The 20267-nt window shown below is 60.0% G+C and carries 16 protein-coding genes, 3 tRNA genes and 1 pseudogene; all 20 read left to right on the top strand.

Annotated features, from left to right (window positions below; all coding sequences use genetic code 11):
- Nucleotides 1-341 precede the first annotated feature (341 nt).
- The 20 genes and pseudogenes from B3I26_RS03510 (at nt 342) to B3I26_RS03415 (ending at nt 19899) form a co-directional block, all read left to right on the top strand.
- A complete protein-coding gene (locus B3I26_RS03510) occupies nt 342-1010 on the top strand; it encodes a TetR/AcrR family transcriptional regulator (protein WP_296255106.1) in 669 nt (222 codons plus the stop codon).
- Nucleotides 1011-1192: 182 nt separating this feature from the next.
- Nucleotides 1193-1798: a DUF4823 domain-containing protein gene (locus B3I26_RS03505; RefSeq protein WP_296255104.1), complete on the top strand. Its 606-nt coding sequence runs from the start codon at nt 1193-1195 to the stop codon at nt 1796-1798.
- Between the two features lie 10 nt (nt 1799-1808).
- Nucleotides 1809-2372 carry a DUF1285 domain-containing protein gene (locus tag B3I26_RS03500; RefSeq protein WP_296255103.1) on the top strand — a complete coding sequence of 188 codons (564 nt, stop codon included), beginning with the start codon at nt 1809-1811 and terminating at the stop codon, nt 2370-2372.
- A gap of 100 nt (nt 2373-2472) precedes the next feature.
- Nucleotides 2473-3483 carry an aspartate-semialdehyde dehydrogenase gene (locus B3I26_RS03495; RefSeq protein WP_296255101.1) on the top strand — a complete coding sequence of 337 codons (1011 nt, stop codon included), beginning with the start codon at nt 2473-2475 and terminating at the stop codon, nt 3481-3483.
- A gap of 116 nt (nt 3484-3599) precedes the next feature.
- Nucleotides 3600-6374, top strand: a complete 2775-nt coding sequence (locus B3I26_RS03490; RefSeq protein ID WP_296255100.1) for a FimV/HubP family polar landmark protein — start codon at nt 3600-3602, stop codon at nt 6372-6374.
- 264 nt (nt 6375-6638) lie between these two features.
- A complete protein-coding gene (gene truA / locus B3I26_RS03485; RefSeq protein WP_296255522.1) occupies nt 6639-7463 on the top strand; it encodes a tRNA pseudouridine(38-40) synthase TruA in 825 nt (274 codons plus the stop codon).
- Nucleotides 7464-7522: 59 nt separating this feature from the next.
- Complete coding sequence (locus B3I26_RS03480; RefSeq protein ID WP_296255099.1) at nt 7523-8143, top strand: phosphoribosylanthranilate isomerase; 621 nt, start codon at nt 7523-7525, stop codon at nt 8141-8143.
- Nucleotides 8144-8441: 298 nt separating this feature from the next.
- The gene (gene accD / locus B3I26_RS03475; RefSeq protein WP_296255520.1) at nt 8442-9362 is read left to right on the top strand and encodes an acetyl-CoA carboxylase, carboxyltransferase subunit beta; all 921 of its coding nucleotides are present in this window, start codon (nt 8442-8444) and stop codon (nt 9360-9362) included.
- Nucleotides 9359-10665, top strand: a pseudogene (gene folC, locus B3I26_RS03470) (bifunctional tetrahydrofolate synthase/dihydrofolate synthase). Before accD ends, folC begins: the two are co-directional and overlap by 4 nt.
- A complete protein-coding gene (locus B3I26_RS03465; RefSeq protein ID WP_296255098.1) occupies nt 10649-11338 on the top strand; it encodes an SPOR domain-containing protein in 690 nt (229 codons plus the stop codon). Before folC ends, B3I26_RS03465 begins: the two are co-directional and overlap by 17 nt.
- A 236-nt stretch (nt 11339-11574) precedes the next feature.
- On the top strand, nt 11575-12162 hold the full coding sequence (locus tag B3I26_RS03460) for a CvpA family protein (RefSeq protein ID WP_296255096.1): 588 nt from the start codon (nt 11575-11577) through the stop codon (nt 12160-12162).
- Nucleotides 12163-12174: 12 nt separating this feature from the next.
- On the top strand, nt 12175-13683 hold the full coding sequence (purF, locus tag B3I26_RS03455) for an amidophosphoribosyltransferase (protein WP_110950616.1): 1509 nt from the start codon (nt 12175-12177) through the stop codon (nt 13681-13683).
- A gap of 21 nt (nt 13684-13704) precedes the next feature.
- Complete coding sequence (locus B3I26_RS03450; protein WP_296255093.1) at nt 13705-14916, top strand: O-succinylhomoserine sulfhydrylase; 1212 nt, start codon at nt 13705-13707, stop codon at nt 14914-14916.
- Nucleotides 14917-14940: 24 nt separating this feature from the next.
- Entirely contained in the window at nt 14941-15705 is a 765-nt protein-coding gene (locus B3I26_RS03445) for an SDR family oxidoreductase (RefSeq protein WP_296255092.1), read from the top strand.
- A gap of 186 nt (nt 15706-15891) precedes the next feature.
- Nucleotides 15892-15967 (top strand) — tRNA-Val (locus B3I26_RS03440).
- Between the two features lie 72 nt (nt 15968-16039).
- A tRNA-Asp gene (locus B3I26_RS03435) sits at nt 16040-16116 on the top strand.
- 129 nt (nt 16117-16245) lie between these two features.
- Nucleotides 16246-16322 (top strand) — tRNA-Asp (locus B3I26_RS03430).
- A 139-nt stretch (nt 16323-16461) separates the two neighbouring features.
- The gene (locus B3I26_RS03425) at nt 16462-17415 is read left to right on the top strand and encodes an NAD-dependent epimerase/dehydratase family protein (protein WP_296255090.1); all 954 of its coding nucleotides are present in this window, start codon (nt 16462-16464) and stop codon (nt 17413-17415) included.
- 112 nt (nt 17416-17527) lie between these two features.
- Nucleotides 17528-18793, top strand: coding sequence for a 3-phosphoshikimate 1-carboxyvinyltransferase (gene aroA, locus B3I26_RS03420; RefSeq protein ID WP_296255089.1), 1266 nt, complete (start codon nt 17528-17530; stop codon nt 18791-18793).
- 254 nt (nt 18794-19047) lie between these two features.
- Entirely contained in the window at nt 19048-19899 is an 852-nt protein-coding gene (locus B3I26_RS03415; RefSeq protein WP_296255087.1) for a DUF2242 domain-containing protein, read from the top strand.
- The last annotated feature ends 368 nt before the right edge of the window (nt 19900-20267 follow it).

Below are 20267 nucleotides of genomic sequence, written 5' to 3'. Positions count from 1 at the left end.
CATTAGGAGTAAAACAAAGACACACTGTCCGTTGGTGTCTTTACCGATGCCGGCACTTGGGGGAGATGCCGTATCAGCGAAGTTAAGTATTGGTCATATTCGCCTGACGTCCAGCAGTCGCTGTACGTTTTTTAAACAGTTTTGGAATACCCGTCCTTCTGCTGATACCTCAATACATGACCGACGCGTTTACAGCCGTACCAGAATGTTAATCCGGGTCGAAAATGTGAATAATCGGGTTGATTGGGTCTTGTGCGTGAACAGGGTTGGATGATTCGTGCAATTGTCGGCGACTTAGGCATAATGTGTCACTTCGACTTTTGAACCCATAGCCTCTTCCCATGCACAAAGAACCTCGTAAGGTCCGTGAGTTTCGTCGCCGTGAGCAGGAAATTCTCGATACCGCGTTAAAGCTGTTTCTCGAACAGGGTGAAGACAGTGTCACCGTCGAGATGATTGCTGATGCCGTGGGTATCGGCAAAGGCACGATCTATAAGCACTTCAAATCCAAGGCGGAAATCTATCTGCGCCTGATGCTCGATTACGAGCGGGATTTGAACGAGCTGCTTCACTCTGCCGACGTCGACAAGGACAAGGAAGCGCTCTCGCGCGCGTACTTTGAATTTCGCATGCGTGATCCGCAGCGTTATCGCCTGTTCGATCGGCTGGAAGAGAAGGTGGTCAAAGGCAATCAGGTCCCTGAGATGGTCGAGCAACTGCACAAGATCCGCGCCTCGAACTTCGAACACTTGACCCTGCTGATCAAGGGCCGAATCAGCGAAGGCAAGCTGGAGGATGTGCCGCCGTACTTCCATTACTGCGCCGCTTGGGCGTTGGTGCACGGCGCAGTGGCGCTCTACCACTCGCCATTCTGGAGCAACGTGCTGGAAGATCAGGAGGGCTTCTTTCAGTTCCTCATGGACATTGGCGTGCGCATGGGCAACAAACGCAAGCGCGATCCTGAAGCGGGTCACGATCTCAAGCCTGAAACCTCCGAGACCTCGGACTGATTCCTTTGCATGTCCTGGCGAATGCCTTTCGGGCTTCGCCAACGCCTTAACATCCCCCCTGCGCGAATAACGCCCGCTCATGATGGCCTGATCGGTGTTTATCTCCAGATGTGCGACATGGCGCAAAAGCTGCATTACACCGCCATTCGCCGGTTTTCCGTCGCCGGACCTTGGAGGAAATAATGCGTAGCCTGGTTTTACTGCTGACGTTGTTGGCACTCAGTGGCTGCATGCACGTCAGCGATCTTGCACAGGGCGCTCATGACGAGCTCAGTGACGCAGGTCTACTGGATCACAGTTCCACGCGGCGGATTAACAATTTCCGTCTGCAGCCCGATTCCTTCATCTTTATCGCGCAAGGCGCTTTCGCGCCGCCCGGTGGCGCCTATCCACGTCCCAATGTCGTTGCCGAGGAGGCCTTTAACGGCTTCATCGAATACTTTCCGATGGTCCGCCGTGCCCGTTCGCCGGAAGGCCTGGACGAAGCGATGACCGAAGCCCGGGCCGCCGGCGCGCATTATCTGCTCTATACCCGGTTTGCCAAGGCGGACGACCGCATCGGCAGCTTTGACGATTGGTCCGATCAGGAGGCGGTCGACCGGCTGGGTGTCGACAGCGGCGTCATTCAACTGATGTTGATCGAAACCAATACCCGCTATCTGATCGACACCGCGCGCATTCACAGCCGCGGGGGGCTGCTCACCCTGCATGACACCCGGCCCGAAGATTTGCTAGGTCCGCCCATGGAGGATTACGCTCGCAGTTTGTTGGGCGTTGAGGCCCGTTAAGGAGCAGCGTATGAGTGGTCCGGGTAAAGCCAATGACTTGTTGGCGCAACTCCCCAAGACCGGCAAGGGTTTGCCACCTGTGCATCTGTGGAACCCTGATTTCTGCGGCGATATCGACATGCGTATCGCCCGCGATGGCACCTGGTTTTACCTGGGCACGCCCATCGGTCGCAAACCGATGGTGCGGCTGTTCTCCAGCATCATCCGTCGGGAGGGCGATGATTACTTCCTGATCACCCCGGTGGAAAAAGTCGGGATCACGGTCGACGATGCGCCATTTGTGGCGGTGCTGCTGGAGGCAGAAGGCGAGGGCGAGTCCCAGGTGCTTCGCTTCACTACCAACGTCGAAGAGGTGATAGAAGCCAGTGCCGAGCATCCTCTGCGGATCAGCATCGATTCCGCTACCCAGGAACCTGCCCCGTACGTTCATGTGCGCAACAACCTGGAGGCGCTGCTCCATCGCAACGTCTTCTATCAGTTGGTTGATATGGCTGTCCCCTGCGAAATTGACGGGCAACGCTGGCTGGGTGTCTGGAGCCACGGTGAGTTTTTTCCGATAGACGTTGAGCCCTGATTCGATTCAATGCGCTCGCCTGCCTGATTCAGCCAGGTTGATTGCCTGGCTCTTATCCCGCGGTTAAAGTGCCGACCCCCGATTTTGCTGAGGTTTTTGCATGAGCCAGTCCTTTGATATCGCCGTGATCGGCGCCACCGGTACTGTCGGCGAAACCATCGTCCAGATCCTTGAAGAGCGCGATTTCCCCATCGGTGAACTGCACCTGCTGGCCAGTGCAGAATCCGCTGGCAGTTCGGTCGCCTATCGCGGCAAGAACGTGCGTGTGCGTGAAGTCGACGCGTTTGACTTCAGCAAGGCGCAAATCGCTTTCTTCGCGGCAGGTCCGGCCGTCACGCGCAGCTACGCGACGCGCGCGACCGCCGCCGGCTGCGCGGTCATCGATCTGTCCGCTGGTCTGCCGGTCGAACAGGCGCCCAATCTCGTTCCGGAAGTCAATGGCGCGCGCCTGACCAGCCTCCCTAAACCGTATCAAGTGGCCTGCCCAAGCCCGGGTGCGACGGCGCTGGCGATGGTTTTGGGCCCGTTGCGTGAACTGCTGGACATACAGCGTGTCAGCGTTACAGCGTGCATGGCGGTTTCAAGTCTGGGTCGCGAAGGTGTGACCGAGCTGGCTCGGCAGACTGCCGAGTTGCTCAATGTACGTCCTTTGGAACCACGCGTTTTTGATAGGCAAATGGCGTTTAATGTGCTCGCTCAAGTAGGCACTCCGGATGCGCAGGGGCATGTACCACTGGAAAAACGTATGGTCAGCGAGTTGCGCGAGTTGCTGTCGCTGCCTTTAATCAAGGTCGGCGCGAGCTGTATCCAGGTGCCGGTGTTTTTCGGCGATAGCTTAAGTGTGTCGGTGCAGACACTGGCCCCGGTGGACCTCGCCGCTGTCACAGCTGTGCTGGATGCCGCTCACGGTATTGATCGGGTGGAAGCCGACGATTACCCGACACCGGTGGGCGACGCGGTAGGGCAGGACGCTGTTTATGTAGGACGGATGCGTGCCGGTGTCGACGACGCCTGCGAGCTGAACTTTTGGGTGACGTCAGACAACGTTCGCAAGGGCGCGGCGTTGAACGCTGTGCAGGTCGCTGAATTGTTGATAAAAGATGTTGCGTAAAAGATACTTGCCAACAATTTAAAGAATCATTCTAGCTGCGGCGTTTATAAACGCCCTACGCCCTAGCAGGCTTTATCTTCTCGGTCGCCGGGGAAATTTTAAACAAGGGATGGGCTATGGTTCAGGTTCGGAAACTGGTTTTAGCAATCGCTGCAGCTTCGGCGCTGTCATCGGGGATGGCACAGGCGCTTGGCCTCGGTGGTTTGACCGTCAAGTCGAGCCTGAATCAGCCGTTGCTCGCCGAGATCGAACTCACGCAGGTGCAGGACCTCAACGCTGCGCAGGTCGTTCCTAGCCTGGCCAGCTCCGCCGAGTTCGCACAAGCGGGCGTGGGGCGAACGGCGGTTCTGGATGATCTGACCTTCACTCCTGTGGTCAATCCCGGCGGCAAAAGCGTTCTGCGCATCACCTCCAGCAAGCCTATCCGTGATCCCTATGTAAAATTTCTCGTGCAGGTGCTCTGGCCAAGTGGCCGTGTGCTGCGTGAATACAGTCTGTTGCTCGATCCACCAAAAGTGTCGCCCCAGGCAGCCGCTGCCGCCACCGCGCAGTTGCCGTCCACGGCGCCCGCTGCGGCACCTGCCCAGGCACCTGTCGCCGAAGCACCTGCCACTCCACCTACTGCTCCTGCTCCTGCAGTACCCCAGGAGCCGAAGGTCACCCAATACACTACCGCCAACAACGACACGCTGTGGGAAATTGCCCAGCGCGTGCGTAACGGCGGCACGGTCCAGCAGACCATGCTGGCGATTCAGGCGCTCAACCCGGATGCGTTCATCGGCGGCAACATCAATCGTCTGAAGAAAGGCCAGGTGTTGCGCCTGCCATCGCCGCAAGAAGCCAGCGCCACGCCGCAGCCGCGCGCGGTGGCCGAGGTGGCCGAACAGAATCGCGCCTGGCGTGAAGGTCGCCGCCTGCCGTCGGGCACCCGTCAGATAGATGCCACCCGCCGCGATCGCACGGGCGCTGCGCCCGCCCAGATCGACGCCAAGGATAACCTGAGCCTGGTGTCGGCCAACCAGCCGGGCGCAAAGGGGGCGGCCGGTGATGCCGAACTCAGCAATAAGCTGGCGGTGGCGCAGGAAAGTCTGGACAGCACCCGTCGTGACAATGCCGAGCTGAAAAGCCGCATGGGCGACCTGCAGAGTCAACTGGACAAACTGCAACGGCTGATCGAGCTAAAGAACAATCAGTTGGCCAAAATGCAGGCCGCCGGAGTTGCCGTCCCGCCGCCGGTCGATGATGCCAACAGTGCCGTTAGCCCCAACAGCGTCACCAACCCGAACAATGCAGCGAACCCGGCCATGGGGGCGCAAATCGTACCGCCCGTGGGCGCTCCCGACGCCGCGGGCAAGCCGCCCGATGAAATCGCTCCGGAGGACGCGCTGCCGGTCGATGGTGCCAAGGTTACCGGGGCAACCCCTGACCAGCCGCTGGCCATACAGCCCGATGCCGCCACCCCGGCGGATGACCGGAACACACTGGACAAGATTCTCGCAAACCCGACACTCCTGGGGCTGATCGGTGGTGGCGCTCTGCTGATCCTGTTGTTGCTGGGCTTGCTCCTGGTGCGTCGTCGCAACGCAATTCTGGAGGCTGAACGGCATCGGCAAATGGCGCGGGCGCTGTCGGAAGAGTCCGACTTCACCTCCGACATGGACCTCCCTGAAAGCAGTTTCGAGGGCCTGGAGGTCCCGCCGCCTGCCGCAAAGCCGGCACCGCTGTCGGCCGTGATCATCGAGCCGGCTCGAGAACGTCCGGCTGACGTGTTGGTGCAGGCTGAAATTCATATTGCTTATGGCCGCATCAACCAAGCAGTAGCGTTGCTCGAAGAAGCGGTCAAGCTGGAGCCGCAGCGCAGCGAATTGCGCCTCAAGCTCATGGAAATCTATGCTCAGCAAGGTAACCAGGAGGCTTTCGTGGCGCAGGAGCGGCAACTGGTGGCCACGGGAAAGAACCACGCTGAAGTCGAGCAGCTCAAATCCCGTTATCCGGCGATGGCAACGGCTGCCGCGGCGGCTGCGGGTGTAGCGGCTGCGGCGGCTTTGGCAGCGCAAATGGATGCGAAGTACGTTGAAGATTTGCTGACCGATACGTCCGAGCCTGAGCCGGTTGTCGAACCTGAGCCGAAGCCTGCGGCTGATCCCGTAGCCGAAGAACCTGATGACTTCGACACCGCTTTCGATCTGAGTCTTGATGATCTGGAAGCTGCATCGCCGGCTGAGGTGAAGGATCACAGCGCGCCGCGGGACGATGCCGGTCTCGACGATCTTGATCTGGATGCGCCGTTCGGTGGGGCAACAGCCGATGATCTGGACTTCGACGCGATTCTGCGTGAGCAAACCGAGGCCAATAATGCCCGGCCGGACGACCTCGCGGATTTTGACCTGAATCTTGCGGAAGATCAGCCAGCCCTGAAGGCTGAAGATGATTATCTGCTGGGACTGGAAGACGAACCAAGCCAGCAGGCTGGGGCTTCGCCCATTGGCACGCCAACTCGTGACGACGATCTGGAACTGCCGGACGATTTCGACCTGTCCCTGGCCGATGAGATTGAAACCGACCAGGCTTCCGACGCATTTGCCTCCGAGATCGATGACGTAAATGCCGAGCTTGAACGTCTGTCGCAAAGCCTGGAACAGCCGCCGATCGCCAAACCGTTCGATAATGAGCCCACCTTTACCGAAGACGATGCGCTGCTGGCCGACGATGAGCCGGAGTTCGACTTTCTGTCGGGCACCGATGAGGCGGCCACCAAGCTGGATCTGGCTCGGGCTTATATCGAGATGGGCGACGCCGATGGCGCGCGCGACATTCTTGGAGAGGTCGTGGCCGAAGGTGACGACGGGCAGAAAACACAAGCACGCGACATGCTGTCAAGGCTGGTTTGAACCGAGCTTGATGGCGTATTGAAACGACCGCTTCGGCGGTCGTTTTCATTTCTGGCGATTTAACCGTGAGGCATGTTGCAGCGCCCTTATGGTTGCGGCTTCCAGCCGGCCTGGCTGCTACCGGAATCGGTCTGCCGGAGCGGCGTCGGACTTTGCCAATGGCGTCTTTTGTCGCCATCCGTATAATGGCCGCCCTCGCGCATATCGACAGGCTTTAAGCACTTGGCAATTACAGACACCGGGGCAGAGACAGCGGCGACCGAAATGGCCGCCGAAGGTTTTTCCAGGATCGCACTGGGCGTGGAATACAAAGGCTCACGTTACAGCGGCTGGCAGCGCCAGTCCACCGGCGTCCTGACGGTTCAGGAAACCCTGGAAAATGCCTTGTCCAGGGTTGCCGATTCACCGGTGTCGCTGATGTGCGCCGGGCGTACCGACGCGGGCGTGCATGCCTGCGGCCAGGTCGTGCATTTTGATACCCAGGCTGTCCGTACCATGAAAGCCTGGACCATGGGTGCCAATATCAATCTGCCCCACGACATCAGCGTGACCTGGGCCAAGGTCATGCCCGCGCATTTCCACGCGCGTTTCAAGGCCATCGCCCGGCGTTACCGTTACGTGATCTACAACGACCCGATCCGCCCGGCGCATCTTGGGCAGGAAGTTACCTGGAATCACCGGCCGCTCGATGTTGAACGTATGGCACTGGCGGCGGACTATCTGGTCGGGACCCACGACTTCAGCGCATTTCGTGCCGGCCAGTGCCAGGCCAAGTCACCGATCAAACACATCCACCACCTGCGCGTTACCCGCCACGGCAAAATGATCGTCATCGACATCCGCGCCAATGCCTTCCTGCACCACATGGTGCGCAACATCGCCGGGGTCCTGATGACCATTGGGGCAGAGGAGCGGCCTGTAGAGTGGGCTAGCGAGGTGCTGGAGAGCCGGGTTCGGCGCACGGGCGGGGTGACCGCGCACCCGTTCGGCCTTTATCTGGTGCAGGTTGAGTACCGCGATGAATTCCCGTTGCCGGCGCGCTATGTCGGACCGCATTTTCTTACGGGTTTCACGGAACTTGGCGGCTGACGCCCGGAACAGCATTTGCTACCATCCGTGACTTTCGCCAGGCTTGAGGTATGCACTACATGTCAGCCGTTCGCAGCAAGATCTGCGGGATTACCTGCATAGAAGATGCGCTGGCCGCTGTCGATGCGGGAGCCGACGCCATAGGCTTCGTGTTCTACCCCAAAAGCCCCCGCGCCGTCACCATCGAGCAGGCCCAGGCCATCGTTGCCCAGTTACCGCCGTTCGTGAGCACTGTCGGGCTGTTCGTTAACGCCGAGCGGGAAGTTCTCAAGGCGTTGCTCGACATCGTGCCGCTGGACCTGATCCAGTTTCACGGCGATGAAACCCCGCAGCAGTGCGAGGGCTTTCAGCGTCCCTGGGTCAAAGCGCTGCGGGTGCGGGCCGGTGACGACATTGCCGCCAGCTTCGCCCGCTACGACAAAGCCTGCGGCATTCTTCTCGATACCTATGTGGCAGGCACTCCCGGCGGCACGGGTGAAACTTTCGACTGGGCCCTGATTCCAAAACAGCTGAGCAAACCGATCATTCTGGCCGGTGGCCTCACCTCAGCTAACGTGTCCCAGGCGATTGCGCAGGTACGGCCATACGCCGTAGATGTCAGTGGTGGCGTGGAAAGGTCCAAAGGGCTTAAGGATCACGACAAGATTCGTGCATTCATGAGCGCGGTTCACGGGGCCTGAGCGTGTTTTTCCAGCCGCTTGCACCGTCGATGTGACGGCAGGCAGGCGGTCGCCGTCCACTACCCTGCGACTGCATTTTGCGGGTGTGTGAATCACCAAAATTTAGCAGGCGACGACGCAAGGACGTCTCGCTGCAAAAAGTCGAGGGCAGTGTCGAGCAACTGTCGCGGCAGCAGGTCAGGCGTAGGCGCCGATCGTTGCGGGCGACTGACGGCAATGCACATGAATTTAGTTTAAAGGCATGCGCGTGGCATTGATCGCCATCGCGTTCTGGCCACCGGTACTGGAGAAAGACAGCATGAGCAACTGGTTGGTAGACAAACTGATCCCTTCGATCATGCGTTCCGAGGTCAAGAAAAGCTCGGTACCTGAAGGCCTCTGGCACAAGTGCCCGTCTTGCGAGGCGGTCCTTTATCGGCCAGAACTGGAAAAGACCCTGGACGTCTGTCCCAAGTGCAACCATCACATGCGCATCGGCGCGCGGGCGCGCCTCAATATCTTCCTGGACGCAGAAGGCCGGCAGGAACTCGGTGCTGACCTTGAGCCGGTCGACCGCCTGAAATTTCGCGATAGCAAGAAATACAAGGATCGCCTGACGGCGTCGCAGAAGCAGACCGGTGAGAAAGACGCCTTGATTTCCATGAGCGGTACGTTGCTTGGCATGCCAGTGGTGTGCAGCGCGTTCGAGTTCTCGTTCATGGGCGGTTCCATGGGCGCCATTGTCGGCGAGCGCTTCGTTCAGGCGGCCAATTACGCGCTGGAAAAGCGCTGCCCGATGATCTGCTTCGCAGCTTCCGGCGGTGCGCGGATGCAGGAAGCGCTGATCTCCCTGATGCAGATGGCCAAGACCTCGGCGGTGCTGGCACGGCTGCGTGAAGAAGGCCTACCGTTCATTTCCGTACTGACCGACCCGGTTTATGGCGGTGTTTCGGCCAGTCTGGCTATGTTGGGCGATGTGATCGTTGCTGAACCCAAAGCTCTGATCGGCTTTGCCGGTCCGCGCGTGATTGAGCAGACCGTCCGCGAAAAGCTGCCGGAAGGTTTCCAGCGCAGTGAGTTCCTGCTGGATCACGGCGCGATCGACATGATCATCCATCGTCAGCAACTGCGTCAGCGCCTGGGTAACCTGCTGGCACAGATGATGGGCCAGCCAACCCCTAAGTTCGTCGCGCCGAACGTCGAGCCGATCGTGGTCCCACCTGCTCCGGCCAACATATGACCGCACGCTCCCTGAGCGATTGGCTCAGCTACCTGGAGCAACTGCATCCTTCGGCCATCGACATGGGCCTGGATCGGTCGCGACAGGTTGCGTCGCAGATCGGGCTGCGACGCCCTGCGCCACGGGTGATCACGGTTACCGGCACCAACGGCAAGGGCTCGACCTGTGCGTTCATCGCTGCTTTGCTGCAGGCGCATGGCCTCAGGGTCGGTGTCTACAGCTCACCGCATCTGGTTCGTTATAACGAGCGGGTGCAGGTACGGGGTGTCGAAGCCACCGACGAGCAGTTGTGCAAGGCGTTCGAAGTCATCGAGAAGGCCCGTGGCGAGATTTCCCTGACCTATTTTGAAATGGGCACGCTGGCAGCGTTCTGGCTGTTCGAGCAGGCTGCGCTGGATGCAGTGGTGCTGGAGGTCGGGCTTGGAGGACGTCTGGATGCGGTGAACCTGATCGATGCTGACCTGGCGCTGGTAACCAGCGTCGGAGTCGATCACGCGGACTGGCTGGGCGATACCCGCGAATCGGTCGCCATCGAGAAGGCCGGTATTTTCCGCGAGGGTCGGCCGGCCTTATGTGGCGACATCGACCCGCCGCAGCCGTTGCTGGATCAGGCCCGTGCGTTGAATTGTCCTCTCTCGCTGCGCGGCGCTGACTTCGACTTGATCATTGGTTCCAACGACTGGAGCTGGTTCGGCACCGACTGTGCTGGCGCGCGTGTCGAGTTGCGCGACCTGCCGTTGCTGGATTTGCCGATGCAGAATGCGGCGCTGGCTCTTCAGGCCTATCTGCAGCTGGATCTGCCCTGGCGGGAAGCATCGGTGCGTCAGGCGCTGCTGGACACTCGCGTGACCGGACGGCTGGATCGCCGAACGTTCGAATGGCATGGCAAGCCGCTGCATATCCTGCTGGATGTGGGTCACAACCCCCACGCGGCGGCGTTTTTGGCGCAGCGGCTGCATCAGCGCCCAGTCAGCGGTCAACGGCTGGCGGTGTTCGGTCTGCTCAATGACAAAGATCTGGAAGGCGTTTTGAATGAGCTGCGCGATTGCTTCAGCCATTGGGCAGTCGCGCCGTTGCCGACCCCGCGCAGTCGCTCCGAAAAAGAGATTGCCCAAGGCTTGCAGAACCTTGGTGCAGCCGTGACGTCCTACCCCAGTGTTGCGCTGGCGCTCGAAGCCCAATGCGCTCAGGCGACATCCGACGACGAAATCGTTCTGTTCGGATCTTTTTATTGCGTAGCCGAGGCCCTGGAATGGCTTGCTGGCGCGTCACGGAGGAAGTGACACATGGCTTTGCTGGATAAGGCGTACAAGCAGCGCATGGTTGGTGCCCTGGTACTGGTCGCCATTGCGGTAATCTTCCTGCCGATGCTCTTTTCGCGTCAGGACGAAGCACGCCATGTACGGGTGGACGCGCCTGCCGCTCCGCAAGCGCCCGCCGTTTCGCAGATCAAGGTCGATCCGGTGGCGGTGCCCGAGCAGCAACCGCTGCCGCAAGAGCCGGTTCCGACCGACGAAGAGCTGACGCAGCCCGCTCAGCCGGTCAACCAGCAGCCGCCGTCGATGCCAATCGCCCCCGCACCTGTCAAGCCTGCGGCACCGGCGTCCCAAGCCAGGGCTACCCAGGTACCCGCCAAACCCGCGCCTGTCGCACCTGCACCCGCTCCGGCAAAGCCGACCACGGCCTCGACGCCTCCGGCGTTGGCAACCGATACGAACCGTGTGGACGCCAACGGCCTGTCGATTACCTGGGCGGTGCAACTGGCTAGCCTATCGAACCGAGCAAATGCCGACGCCTTGCAGAAAACTCTGCGCACCCAGGGCTACAACGCCTATATCCGTAGCTCGGACGGGGTAAACCGGGTGTTCGTTGGTCCGCTGATCGAGCGCGCAGAGGCCGACCGGCTGCGCGACCAGCTCGACAAGCAGCAGAAACTCAAAGGCATCGTCGTGCGCTTCCAGCCGGAGCGTAAATAGTGCGCAGCCGCTGACTCCATTTCTGCAGCACGGCCTGCCGGCGGTGGCGATTGTGATGATGCTACCGCTTGCAGGCTATGCGGCCAGAGGGTCGAACATCATTTTTCCCGCCAAGACCTGCTGGATCCCCGCACTCACAGTCGTTCGCCTTAATTGCCGCTCAGGCACAATCCCTGCTTACCGCCGGGCCAGCGCTCTGCTAAAATGCGCCGCCTTAACAGTCTGTAGGCTGCAACGTGTCATTTACTCCGGTTGACTGGGCGATCGTCGCGATCGTCGCCATCTCCGCTTTGATCAGTCTCAAGCGCGGCTTCGTCAAAGAAGCGCTGTCCTTGCTGACGTGGATCATCGCAGGTGCCGTCGCCTGGATGTTTGGCGGTTCGCTGGCCCAGTACCTGGTCAACTACATCGAAACACCTTCGGCGCGCGTGATTGCGGGCTGCACCATTCTTTTCGTCGCCACGCTGTTGGTTGGCGCCATGGTCAACTTTCTTATCGGGGAACTGATTCGCGTCACCGGGCTGTCCGGGACCGATCGTTTTCTGGGCATGGTCTTCGGTGCCGCGCGGGGGGGGCTGCTGGTTGTCGTTGCGGTAGGGCTGTTGAGCCTGGGCCCGGTACAACAGGATCAATGGTGGCAGCAGTCCCGATTGCTGCCGCAGTTCGTAATGGTCGCTGACTGGTCGAAAAACCTGATTCTCGGGATGTCCAGCAAGTGGCTCGCCAGCGGGATCAGCGTACCCGTTGATATCCCGTTCAAGGATCATCTCCTGCCGTCGGTGACGCCGCAGGATGGGGTCGGTAAATCCAGTTCCACTAAGTAGGGGTTGTGTCGCATGTGTGGCATCGTCGGTATCGTCGGCAAGTCGAACGTCAATCAGGCGCTGTATGACGCGCTTACCGTCCTCCAGCACCGCGGCCAGGACGCTGCCGGTATCGTAACCAGCCATGACGGCCGCCTATTCCTGCGCAAGGACAACGGTCTGGTCCGTGATGTGTTCCATCAGCGCCATATGCAGCGTCTGGTCGGGCACATGGGCATTGGTCACGTGCGTTATCCAACAGCGGGCAGTTCCACATCCGCCGAGGCCCAGCCGTTCTACGTCAACTCGCCATACGGCATCACTCTGGCGCACAACGGCAACCTGACCAACGTCGAGCAACTGGCCAAGGAGATCTACGAATCTGATTTGCGCCATGTGAACACCAATTCCGACTCGGAAGTGTTGCTCAATGTCTTCGCCCACGAACTGGCGGTGCGCGGCAAGCTGCAGCCAACCGAAGAGGACATTTTCGCGGCCGTCACCGACGTGCATAACCGTTGCCGTGGTGGCTACGCGGTGGTGGCGATGATCACCGGTTACGGCATCGTCGGTTTCCGCGACCCGGATGCGATTCGTCCGATCGTCTTCGGGCAGCGTCATACCGACGAAGGCGTCGAGTACATGATTGCCTCCGAAAGCGTCTCCCTGGACGTGCTGGGTTTCACCTTGATTCGCGACCTTGCGCCTGGCGAAGCGGTGTACATCACCGAAGACGGCAAGCTGCATACCCGCCAGTGCGCCGCCAACCCGAAGTATGCCCCTTGCATCTTCGAACACGTCTACCTGGCGCGCCCGGATTCGATCATCGACGGCATTTCGGTGTACAAGGCGCGTCTGCGCATGGGTGAGAAGCTCGCCGACAAAATCCTGCGCGAGCGTCCTGATCATGACATCGACGTGGTCATTCCAATTCCGGACACCAGCCGCACAGCGGCCCTCGAACTGGCCAACCATCTGGGCGTCAAGTTCCGCGAAGGTTTCGTCAAGAACCGCTACATCGGTCGTACTTTCATCATGCCGGGGCAGGCTGCGCGGAAAAAATCCGTGCGCCAGAAGCTCAATGCCATCGAGCTTGAGTTCCGTGGCAAGAACGTAATGCTGGTCGACGACTCCATCGTGCGCGGCACCACCTGCAAGCAGATCATCCAGATGGCCCGCGAAGCTGGCGCCAAAAATGTATATTTCTGTTCCGCGGCTCCGGCCGTACGCTTTCCTAACGTCTACGGCATCGACATGCCGAGTGCTCACGAGCTGATCGCTCACAACCGCTCCACTCAGGACGTGGCCGACCTTATCGGTGCCGACTGGCTGGTCTATCAGGATCTGAACGACCTGATCGAGGCGGTCAGCGGCAGCAAAAAGATCAAGATCGACAACTTCGATTGCTCGGTCTTCGACGGCAAGTACGTGACCGGTGATATCGACGAGCATTACCTGAACAAGATCGAGCAGGCGCGCAATGATGCCTCCAAGGTCAAGACTCAGGCCGTCAGTGCGATCATCGATCTGTACAACAACTAATTCAGACAAGGAGTAGGCGGCATGACTCAGCAATGGGATGCCGGTCGACTGGACAGCGACCTGGATGGCGTGGGTTTCGACACCCTCGCCGTGCGCGCCGGCCAGCACCGTACGCCGGAGAGCGAACACAGCGATCCACTGTTTTTCACCTCCAGTTACGTGTTCCGCACGGCGGCTGATGCGGCTGCCACGTTTGCCGGCGAGCAGCCGGGTAACGTCTATTCGCGCTACACCAACCCGACCGTGCACGCATTCGAAGAGCGTATCGCGGCGCTGGAGGGAGGCGAGCAGGCCGTAGCGACGTCTACCGGTATGTCGGCGATCCTGGCGACCGTGATGAGCCTATGCAGCGCCGGCGATCACGTGCTGGTGTCAAAAAGTGTGTTCGGCTCGACCATCAGCCTGTTCGAGAAATACTTCAAGCGATTTGGCGTGCAGGTCGACTACGTTGCCCTGGCCGAGTTGTCGGGTTGGGATGCGGCGATCAAGCCCAATACCAAACTGCTATTCGTCGAGTCGCCTTCCAATCCACTGGCCGAGCTGGTCGATATCGCCGCGCTGGCCGAGATCGCTCACGCCAAGGGTGCGATGCTGGTGGTCGACAATTGCTTCTGTACCCCGGCGCTGCAGCAACCGCTGCGCATGGGAGCCGATGTGGTCGTGCATTCAGCGACCAAGTTTATCGACGGCCAGGGTCGCGCCATGGGCGGTGTGGTGGTGGGTCGCAGCGAGCAGATGAAGGAAGTCGTCGGCTTTCTGCGTACTGCTGGTCCAAGCCTCAGCCCGTTCAATGCCTGGCTGTTCCTCAAGGGCCTCGAAACCCTGAACATCCGCATGCGCGCCCACTGCCAGAACGCCCTTGAACTGGCGCAATGGCTCGAGCACCAGGATGGCATCGAGAAAGTGCATTACGCCGGTTTGCAAAGCCACCCGCAGCACGATCTGGCCAAGCGGCAGCAAAAGGCCTTTGGCGCGGTGGTCAGCTTCGAGGTCAAGGGCGGCAAGGATGGCGCATGGCGCTTTATCGATGCCACTCGACTGATCTCCATCACTGCCAACCTGGGTGATACCAAGACCACCATTACGCATCCGGGCACTACGTCCCACGGACGCCTTTCGCCACAGGAGCGTGAGGCGGCCGGTATCCGCGATAGCCTGATCCGGGTTGCGGTGGGGCTGGAGGACATTGCCGATCTCAAGGCCGATCTGGCGCGTGGCCTGGCCGCATTGTGAGCATTGCCTGTGAATGAGTGGGTGATGGACGCTGTCGGTGTGCACAACGGCCGCGTTGCGCTGGTGACCGGCGCTGCGCGGGGGATCGGGCTGGGCATCGCTGCCTGGCTGATTACCGAAGGCTGGCAAGTGGTTTTGACCGATGTGGACCGCCAGCGCGGTGAAGTGGTTGCCGGAGTGCTGGGGGAAAACGCTTCTTTCATCGCCATGGACGTGTCCAATGAAGGGCAGGTTTCCAGCGGCGTTGCGGAAGTACTCGGCATGTTCGGCCGTCTGGACGCGCTGGTCTGCAATGCCGCGGTGACCGATCCTCATCATACGGTGCTGGAGAGCCTCGATCTGGCGCATTGGAACCGTGTGCTGGCGGTCAACCTCAGCGGGCCCATGCTGCTGGCCAAGCATTGCGCACCCTATTTGCGTGCGCACGGCGGCAGCATCGTCAATTTGAGTTCGACCCGGGCGCGGCAGTCCGAGCCCGACACTGAAGCCTATGCCGCCAGCAAGGGCGGGCTTCTGGCGCTGACTCATGCGCTGGCGATTAGCCTTGGGCCGCAGGTGCGTGTGAACGCCGTGAGCCCCGGCTGGATTGACGCTCGCGACCCTTCTCAGCGTCGAACCGAACCCTTGTCCGACGCCGATCATGCGCAGCACCCGACGGGCAGGGTAGGGGTTGTCGAAGACGTTGCCGCTATCGTGGCCTGGCTGCTATCGAAGAACGCCGGCTTCGTCACTGGACAGGAATTTGTGGTCGACGGCGGCATGAGCAAGAGGATGATCTACGTCGAGTAAACCCAGCTGCGAGCGTCAAGTTGCCAGCAGCAAGTGACACACAGAGCGAGCCTTATGGCTCGCTTTTTCGTTCCTGCCTTGTAGCTTGCAGCTTCCCGCTAAAAACGGCTTTTTTAAAAAAACTTCAAGCAGGCTATTGACTTAGGTTCGGCACCTGCGTAAATTTCGCGGCCTCAGCGAAGCAAAGGGTGATTAGCTCAGCCGGGAGAGCGTCTGCCTTACAAGCAGAATGTCGGCGGTTCGATCCCGTCATCACCCACCATCGTTGAGCGCTTCAAGTTGTAATGCACGCTGAAGGCTACTGAGATTCAGCAGGACGCAAGTCCACCACTGCGCAGCGGTAGTTCAGTCGGTTAGAATACCGGCCTGTCACGCCGGGGGTCGCGGGTTCGAGTCCCGTCCGCTGCGCCATATTTTCCAGATCGGGTTTTGCAATCCGATGTTAGATTGAAAGCATTCCAGCGATCGATCAGTGTTATACGAAACAGGCATTCGAAGTTTGTTTCAAAAGAGTTAAACAGGTGCAAATCTGTGCGACACGCAGCGGTAGTTCAGTCGGTTAGAATACCGGCCTGTCACGCCGGGGGTCGCGGGTTCGAGTCCCGTCCGCTGCGCCATACATAGCTTCAAGGCCCTTGAACTCCTTGAAGCGACAAAAAAAGCGACCTTAGGGTCGTTTTTTTTTGCCTGCGAAAAACCGCCGTCCTCAGGCGCAGTGTGCGCTTTATCATTTGGCCAAATCACGGGGAGCGAGTCATGCGGATTCTTGTCACGGGAGCCACTGGCTTCATCGGCACACGGCTGTGCGAGCGGCTCGTCAGTCAGGCGCATGAGGTTCGGGGCATTTCCAGAAGCGGGGGTGGGGCAATTGCCGGGGTTGATTATCAGGCGAGAGACTTCACCGATGCCCCGTCAATCAGCGAGAGCCTGCGCGATATCGATTGCATCGTGCACCTGGCGGGCCGGGCCCATGTGCTGAACAAGCAAGGTGACTCGCCCGACCTGTACCGAGCGGTAAACCGCGACGCCACGTTACAACTGGCGCGTCTGGCGCTGGCAGCTGGCGTTAGACGTTTTGTCTTTGTTAGCTCCATAGGGGTCAATGGCAACGAATCGGCGCAACAGCGCTTCACCGAGGACTCCGTGCCTGCACCGGCCGCCGCTTACGCGCGGTCGAAGCTGGAGGCAGAGGAGGGGCTGAAAGCGCTGCTGCACATTTCGGGCATGCAGCTGGTGATCATCCGCCCGCCGCTTGTCTACGGAGCCGATGCGCCGGGCAACTTCAGGACCCTGCTCAAGGTGGTCGACAAGGGTATTCCCAATCCTTTCGCCCTGGTGCGCAATGCCCGCAGTATCGTCTCGGTGGAGAACCTGGCGTCACTGATTTCGTTGGCGGCGCAACACCCCGCCGCGGCCGGGCAGTTGTTTTTAGCCAGCGACGGCATGGACGTCTCGACCGATCAGATACTCGCAGCGCTGGCCCAGGGGATGCAGAAGCGACGCTGGTCGGTGCCGGTGCCGCCGTTGCTGTTGGCAGCGCTGCTTAGATGGGTCGGCAAAGGCGATCTATACACGCAGTTGTGTGGTTCGTTGACGGTGGATTGCGCCAAGGCACGGCGTGTGCTGGGTTATCAGCCAGACGTCGATACCCTGCAATCGTTGGTTAGGGTCGGCAACCAGTACCGGATCGGTCGCCAGAAGCGCTCGTAGCCGCTGACTTTGCCACGAGGCAAAGCAATGCGCTGCTGCAGATCGTGACGATAAATGCCATGATTGGCGGCTTGTTGAAGCGGCGCTGATTTCGAATTTGGAGAGCTGGACCATGGGCATGAACCAAACCATCACTGTGATCCCACCGGGTATACCGTTGACGGGGCATGTCGCGCCACCGGGCTCCAAGTCGATTACCAACCGTGCGTTGCTGCTGGCGGCTCTGGCAAAGGGCACCAGCCATTTGCGTGGTGCCTTGAAAAGCGACGACACCCGCCATATGTCCAATGCCCTTCGGCAAATGGGCGTCATCATCGATGAGCCGGACGACACCAGTTTCGTGGTCACCAGCAGCGGCAGCCTGCAGGCCCCTGAAGGGCCGTTGTTCCTGGGCAACGCCGGGACCGCCGTGCGTTTTCTGACAGCGGCGGTCGCTACGGTTAATGGCACGGTCACCCTGGACGGCGACCACTACATGCAAAAGCGTCCGATCGGTCCTCTGCTCGAATCCCTGCGCCAAGGCGGCCTGAGCGCCGAGAGCGCCAGCGGATGCCCGCCAGTGATCATTCAGGGCACCGGCTCGATCAAGGCCGCGCGCTTTGAAATCGACGGCGGCCTATCCAGCCAGTACGTTTCTGCTCTGCTCATGGTCGCTGCCTGTGGTGATGCCCCCATCGAAGTCGCGCTCACGGGCAAGGAAATCGGTGCACGTGGTTATATTGATTTGACCCTCGCCTGCATGCGTGCCTTTGGCGCCCAGGTAGAAATTGTCGACGAAGCGTTGTGGCGCGTTTCCCCGACGGGCTACACCGCCTGTGATTATCACATCGAACCGGATGCTTCCGCGGCCACCTACCTGTGGGCTGCAGAGGCGCTTACCGCTGGCAAGATCGATCTTGGCGTCGCGTCTGAAACCTTCACCCAGCCCGATGCCAGGGCGATGGAAATCATCGCGCAGTTTCCGAACATGCCCGCGCTGATTAACGGCTCGCAAATGCAGGATGCGATCCCGACGCTGGCGGTGCTGTCGGCCTTCAATGAAACGCCGGTGCGCTTCGTTGACCTGGCCAATCTGCGGGTCAAGGAGTGCGATCGGGTTCAGGCGCTCCATGACGGCTTGAATCAGGTGCGTGCAGGTCTTGCGACGGTAGAGGGCGATGACCTGCTGGTGGCATCCGATCCCGGGCTGGCGGGCACCAGCAGTCACGCGCTGATCGATACTCACTCCGACCACCGCATCGCCATGTGCTTTGCATTGGCTGGTCTGAAGGTCTCTGGCGTGCGTATTCAGGACCCCGACTGCGTTGGCAAGACCTATCCGGGTTATTGGCGCGCGCTGGAGTTCCTCGGGGTGCGCCTGGAGCATGGCGGAGTCTGACGCCGTCTTGCAGGAGACGACCGTCAGTCGATTCTTGCCGCCACTCGATGACGCCACAGCGTCGTGCTTCAAGGTCAGCGACCGAGCTGCAAACGCCCGTCAGGCGCGCTCTATGCTCGGTCGAATGTGCGTGAAAAACCTGATGTATCCATGTGGTTGCAAACTCTGCGTTGATCCTATTTAAGGCTTGTAGCAGACTTACCGGCGTTTTCTTCGGTCCACTGTTCTGTCGACCTTTATCCCCGGGATGTTTGATGCCTAAATTACTAAGCTTTCGTACCGCATGCTGGGCGCTCGCCTTGCTGGCTGCCGCAGGCTGCTCGTCCAAGAAGCAGACAGTCTACGAGCACGAAAACTTTGACGACGCTGGGACCTTCTCACGTAACTACCCTGTCTCCGACGCGGCCACCTGCGAGGCTGGCCGCCGGGCATTGCTGAGTCAAGGCTACATCATCACCAGCAGCGATCCGAAGTCGATCGCCGGTCACAAGAGTTTCCAGCAAACCGGCGAAACCCACATGGAAATCAGCTTTAACGTGGTGTGCGCTGCTGATGGCAGTGCCAATGGCAAAACCACCATGTTCGCCAACGCATTGCAGGATCGCTATGCGCTGAAAAAAGTGAATAACTCGGCCAGCCTGGGGGTTGGTGTCCTGGGCTCGGTGTCGATGCCTATCGGCTCGACGGACGACTCCATGGTCAAGGTGGCCAGTGAAACGGTGGCATCTTCCAAGTTCTATGACCGCTTCTTTGCGCTGGTGGAGAATTTCCTGCCGCCCGAGGTGAAGAAGGCTGCGCACATCAAAGAAAAGCCGAAGACGGATCTAGGTATGCCCGAGCCGGCGCCCGCCAAGGCAGCTGCTTCGACAGAGCAAAAGCCCGCCGAGATGCCTGCTGTTACACCGGCTGCGGCGCCATTGGCGACACCGACTACACCGACTACACCGACGACCGAGCAAAGCAGTGAGCCAATGCCAGCGCCTGCCGAACCGGAACCGGTAAAAACCGAGTCTGCTGCCCCTGCAGATTCTGCTCCGGCACCGACTCCAGCCGCTGAATCAGAAACCACCCCGACAACTGCGCCTGAGGTCACGCCTGCGCAGTGATATGGGCGTACGCAAGTCGGGTGATTCGCGATTTCGCCTCTGTGCTGAAAGAAGCGGCAGCGGAATTTGAATCGCCTTCTTTCTGATACACCAAGTCTCAGGTTTTGCTGCCGCTTCGCGCCAGATCGCGAGCAAGCTTGCTCCCACGGCCTGCGGCCAGAATCAGAAGCCATGGAGGTTTACCGGCCTGTGGCCAGAATCAAAGCTATAGGTTTGCGGACCTATGGCCAGGATCAACAGCCATAGAGGTTGGCGGCCTAAGGCCAGAGTCAAAAGCGAGAGGTTGGCGGCCAGGACCAGAATCAGTAGCCGTGGGTCTGCGTACCCACGGCCAGAATCATGGTCACAAGTTTGCGCGGCCGGCGGCC

The sequence above is a fragment of the Pseudomonas sp. UBA5706 genome, from assembly GCF_002419965.1.
In the GTDB taxonomy this organism is placed as follows: domain Bacteria; phylum Pseudomonadota; class Gammaproteobacteria; order Pseudomonadales; family Pseudomonadaceae; genus Aquipseudomonas.
This window is presented reverse-complemented; position numbering and strand designations above follow the sequence as displayed.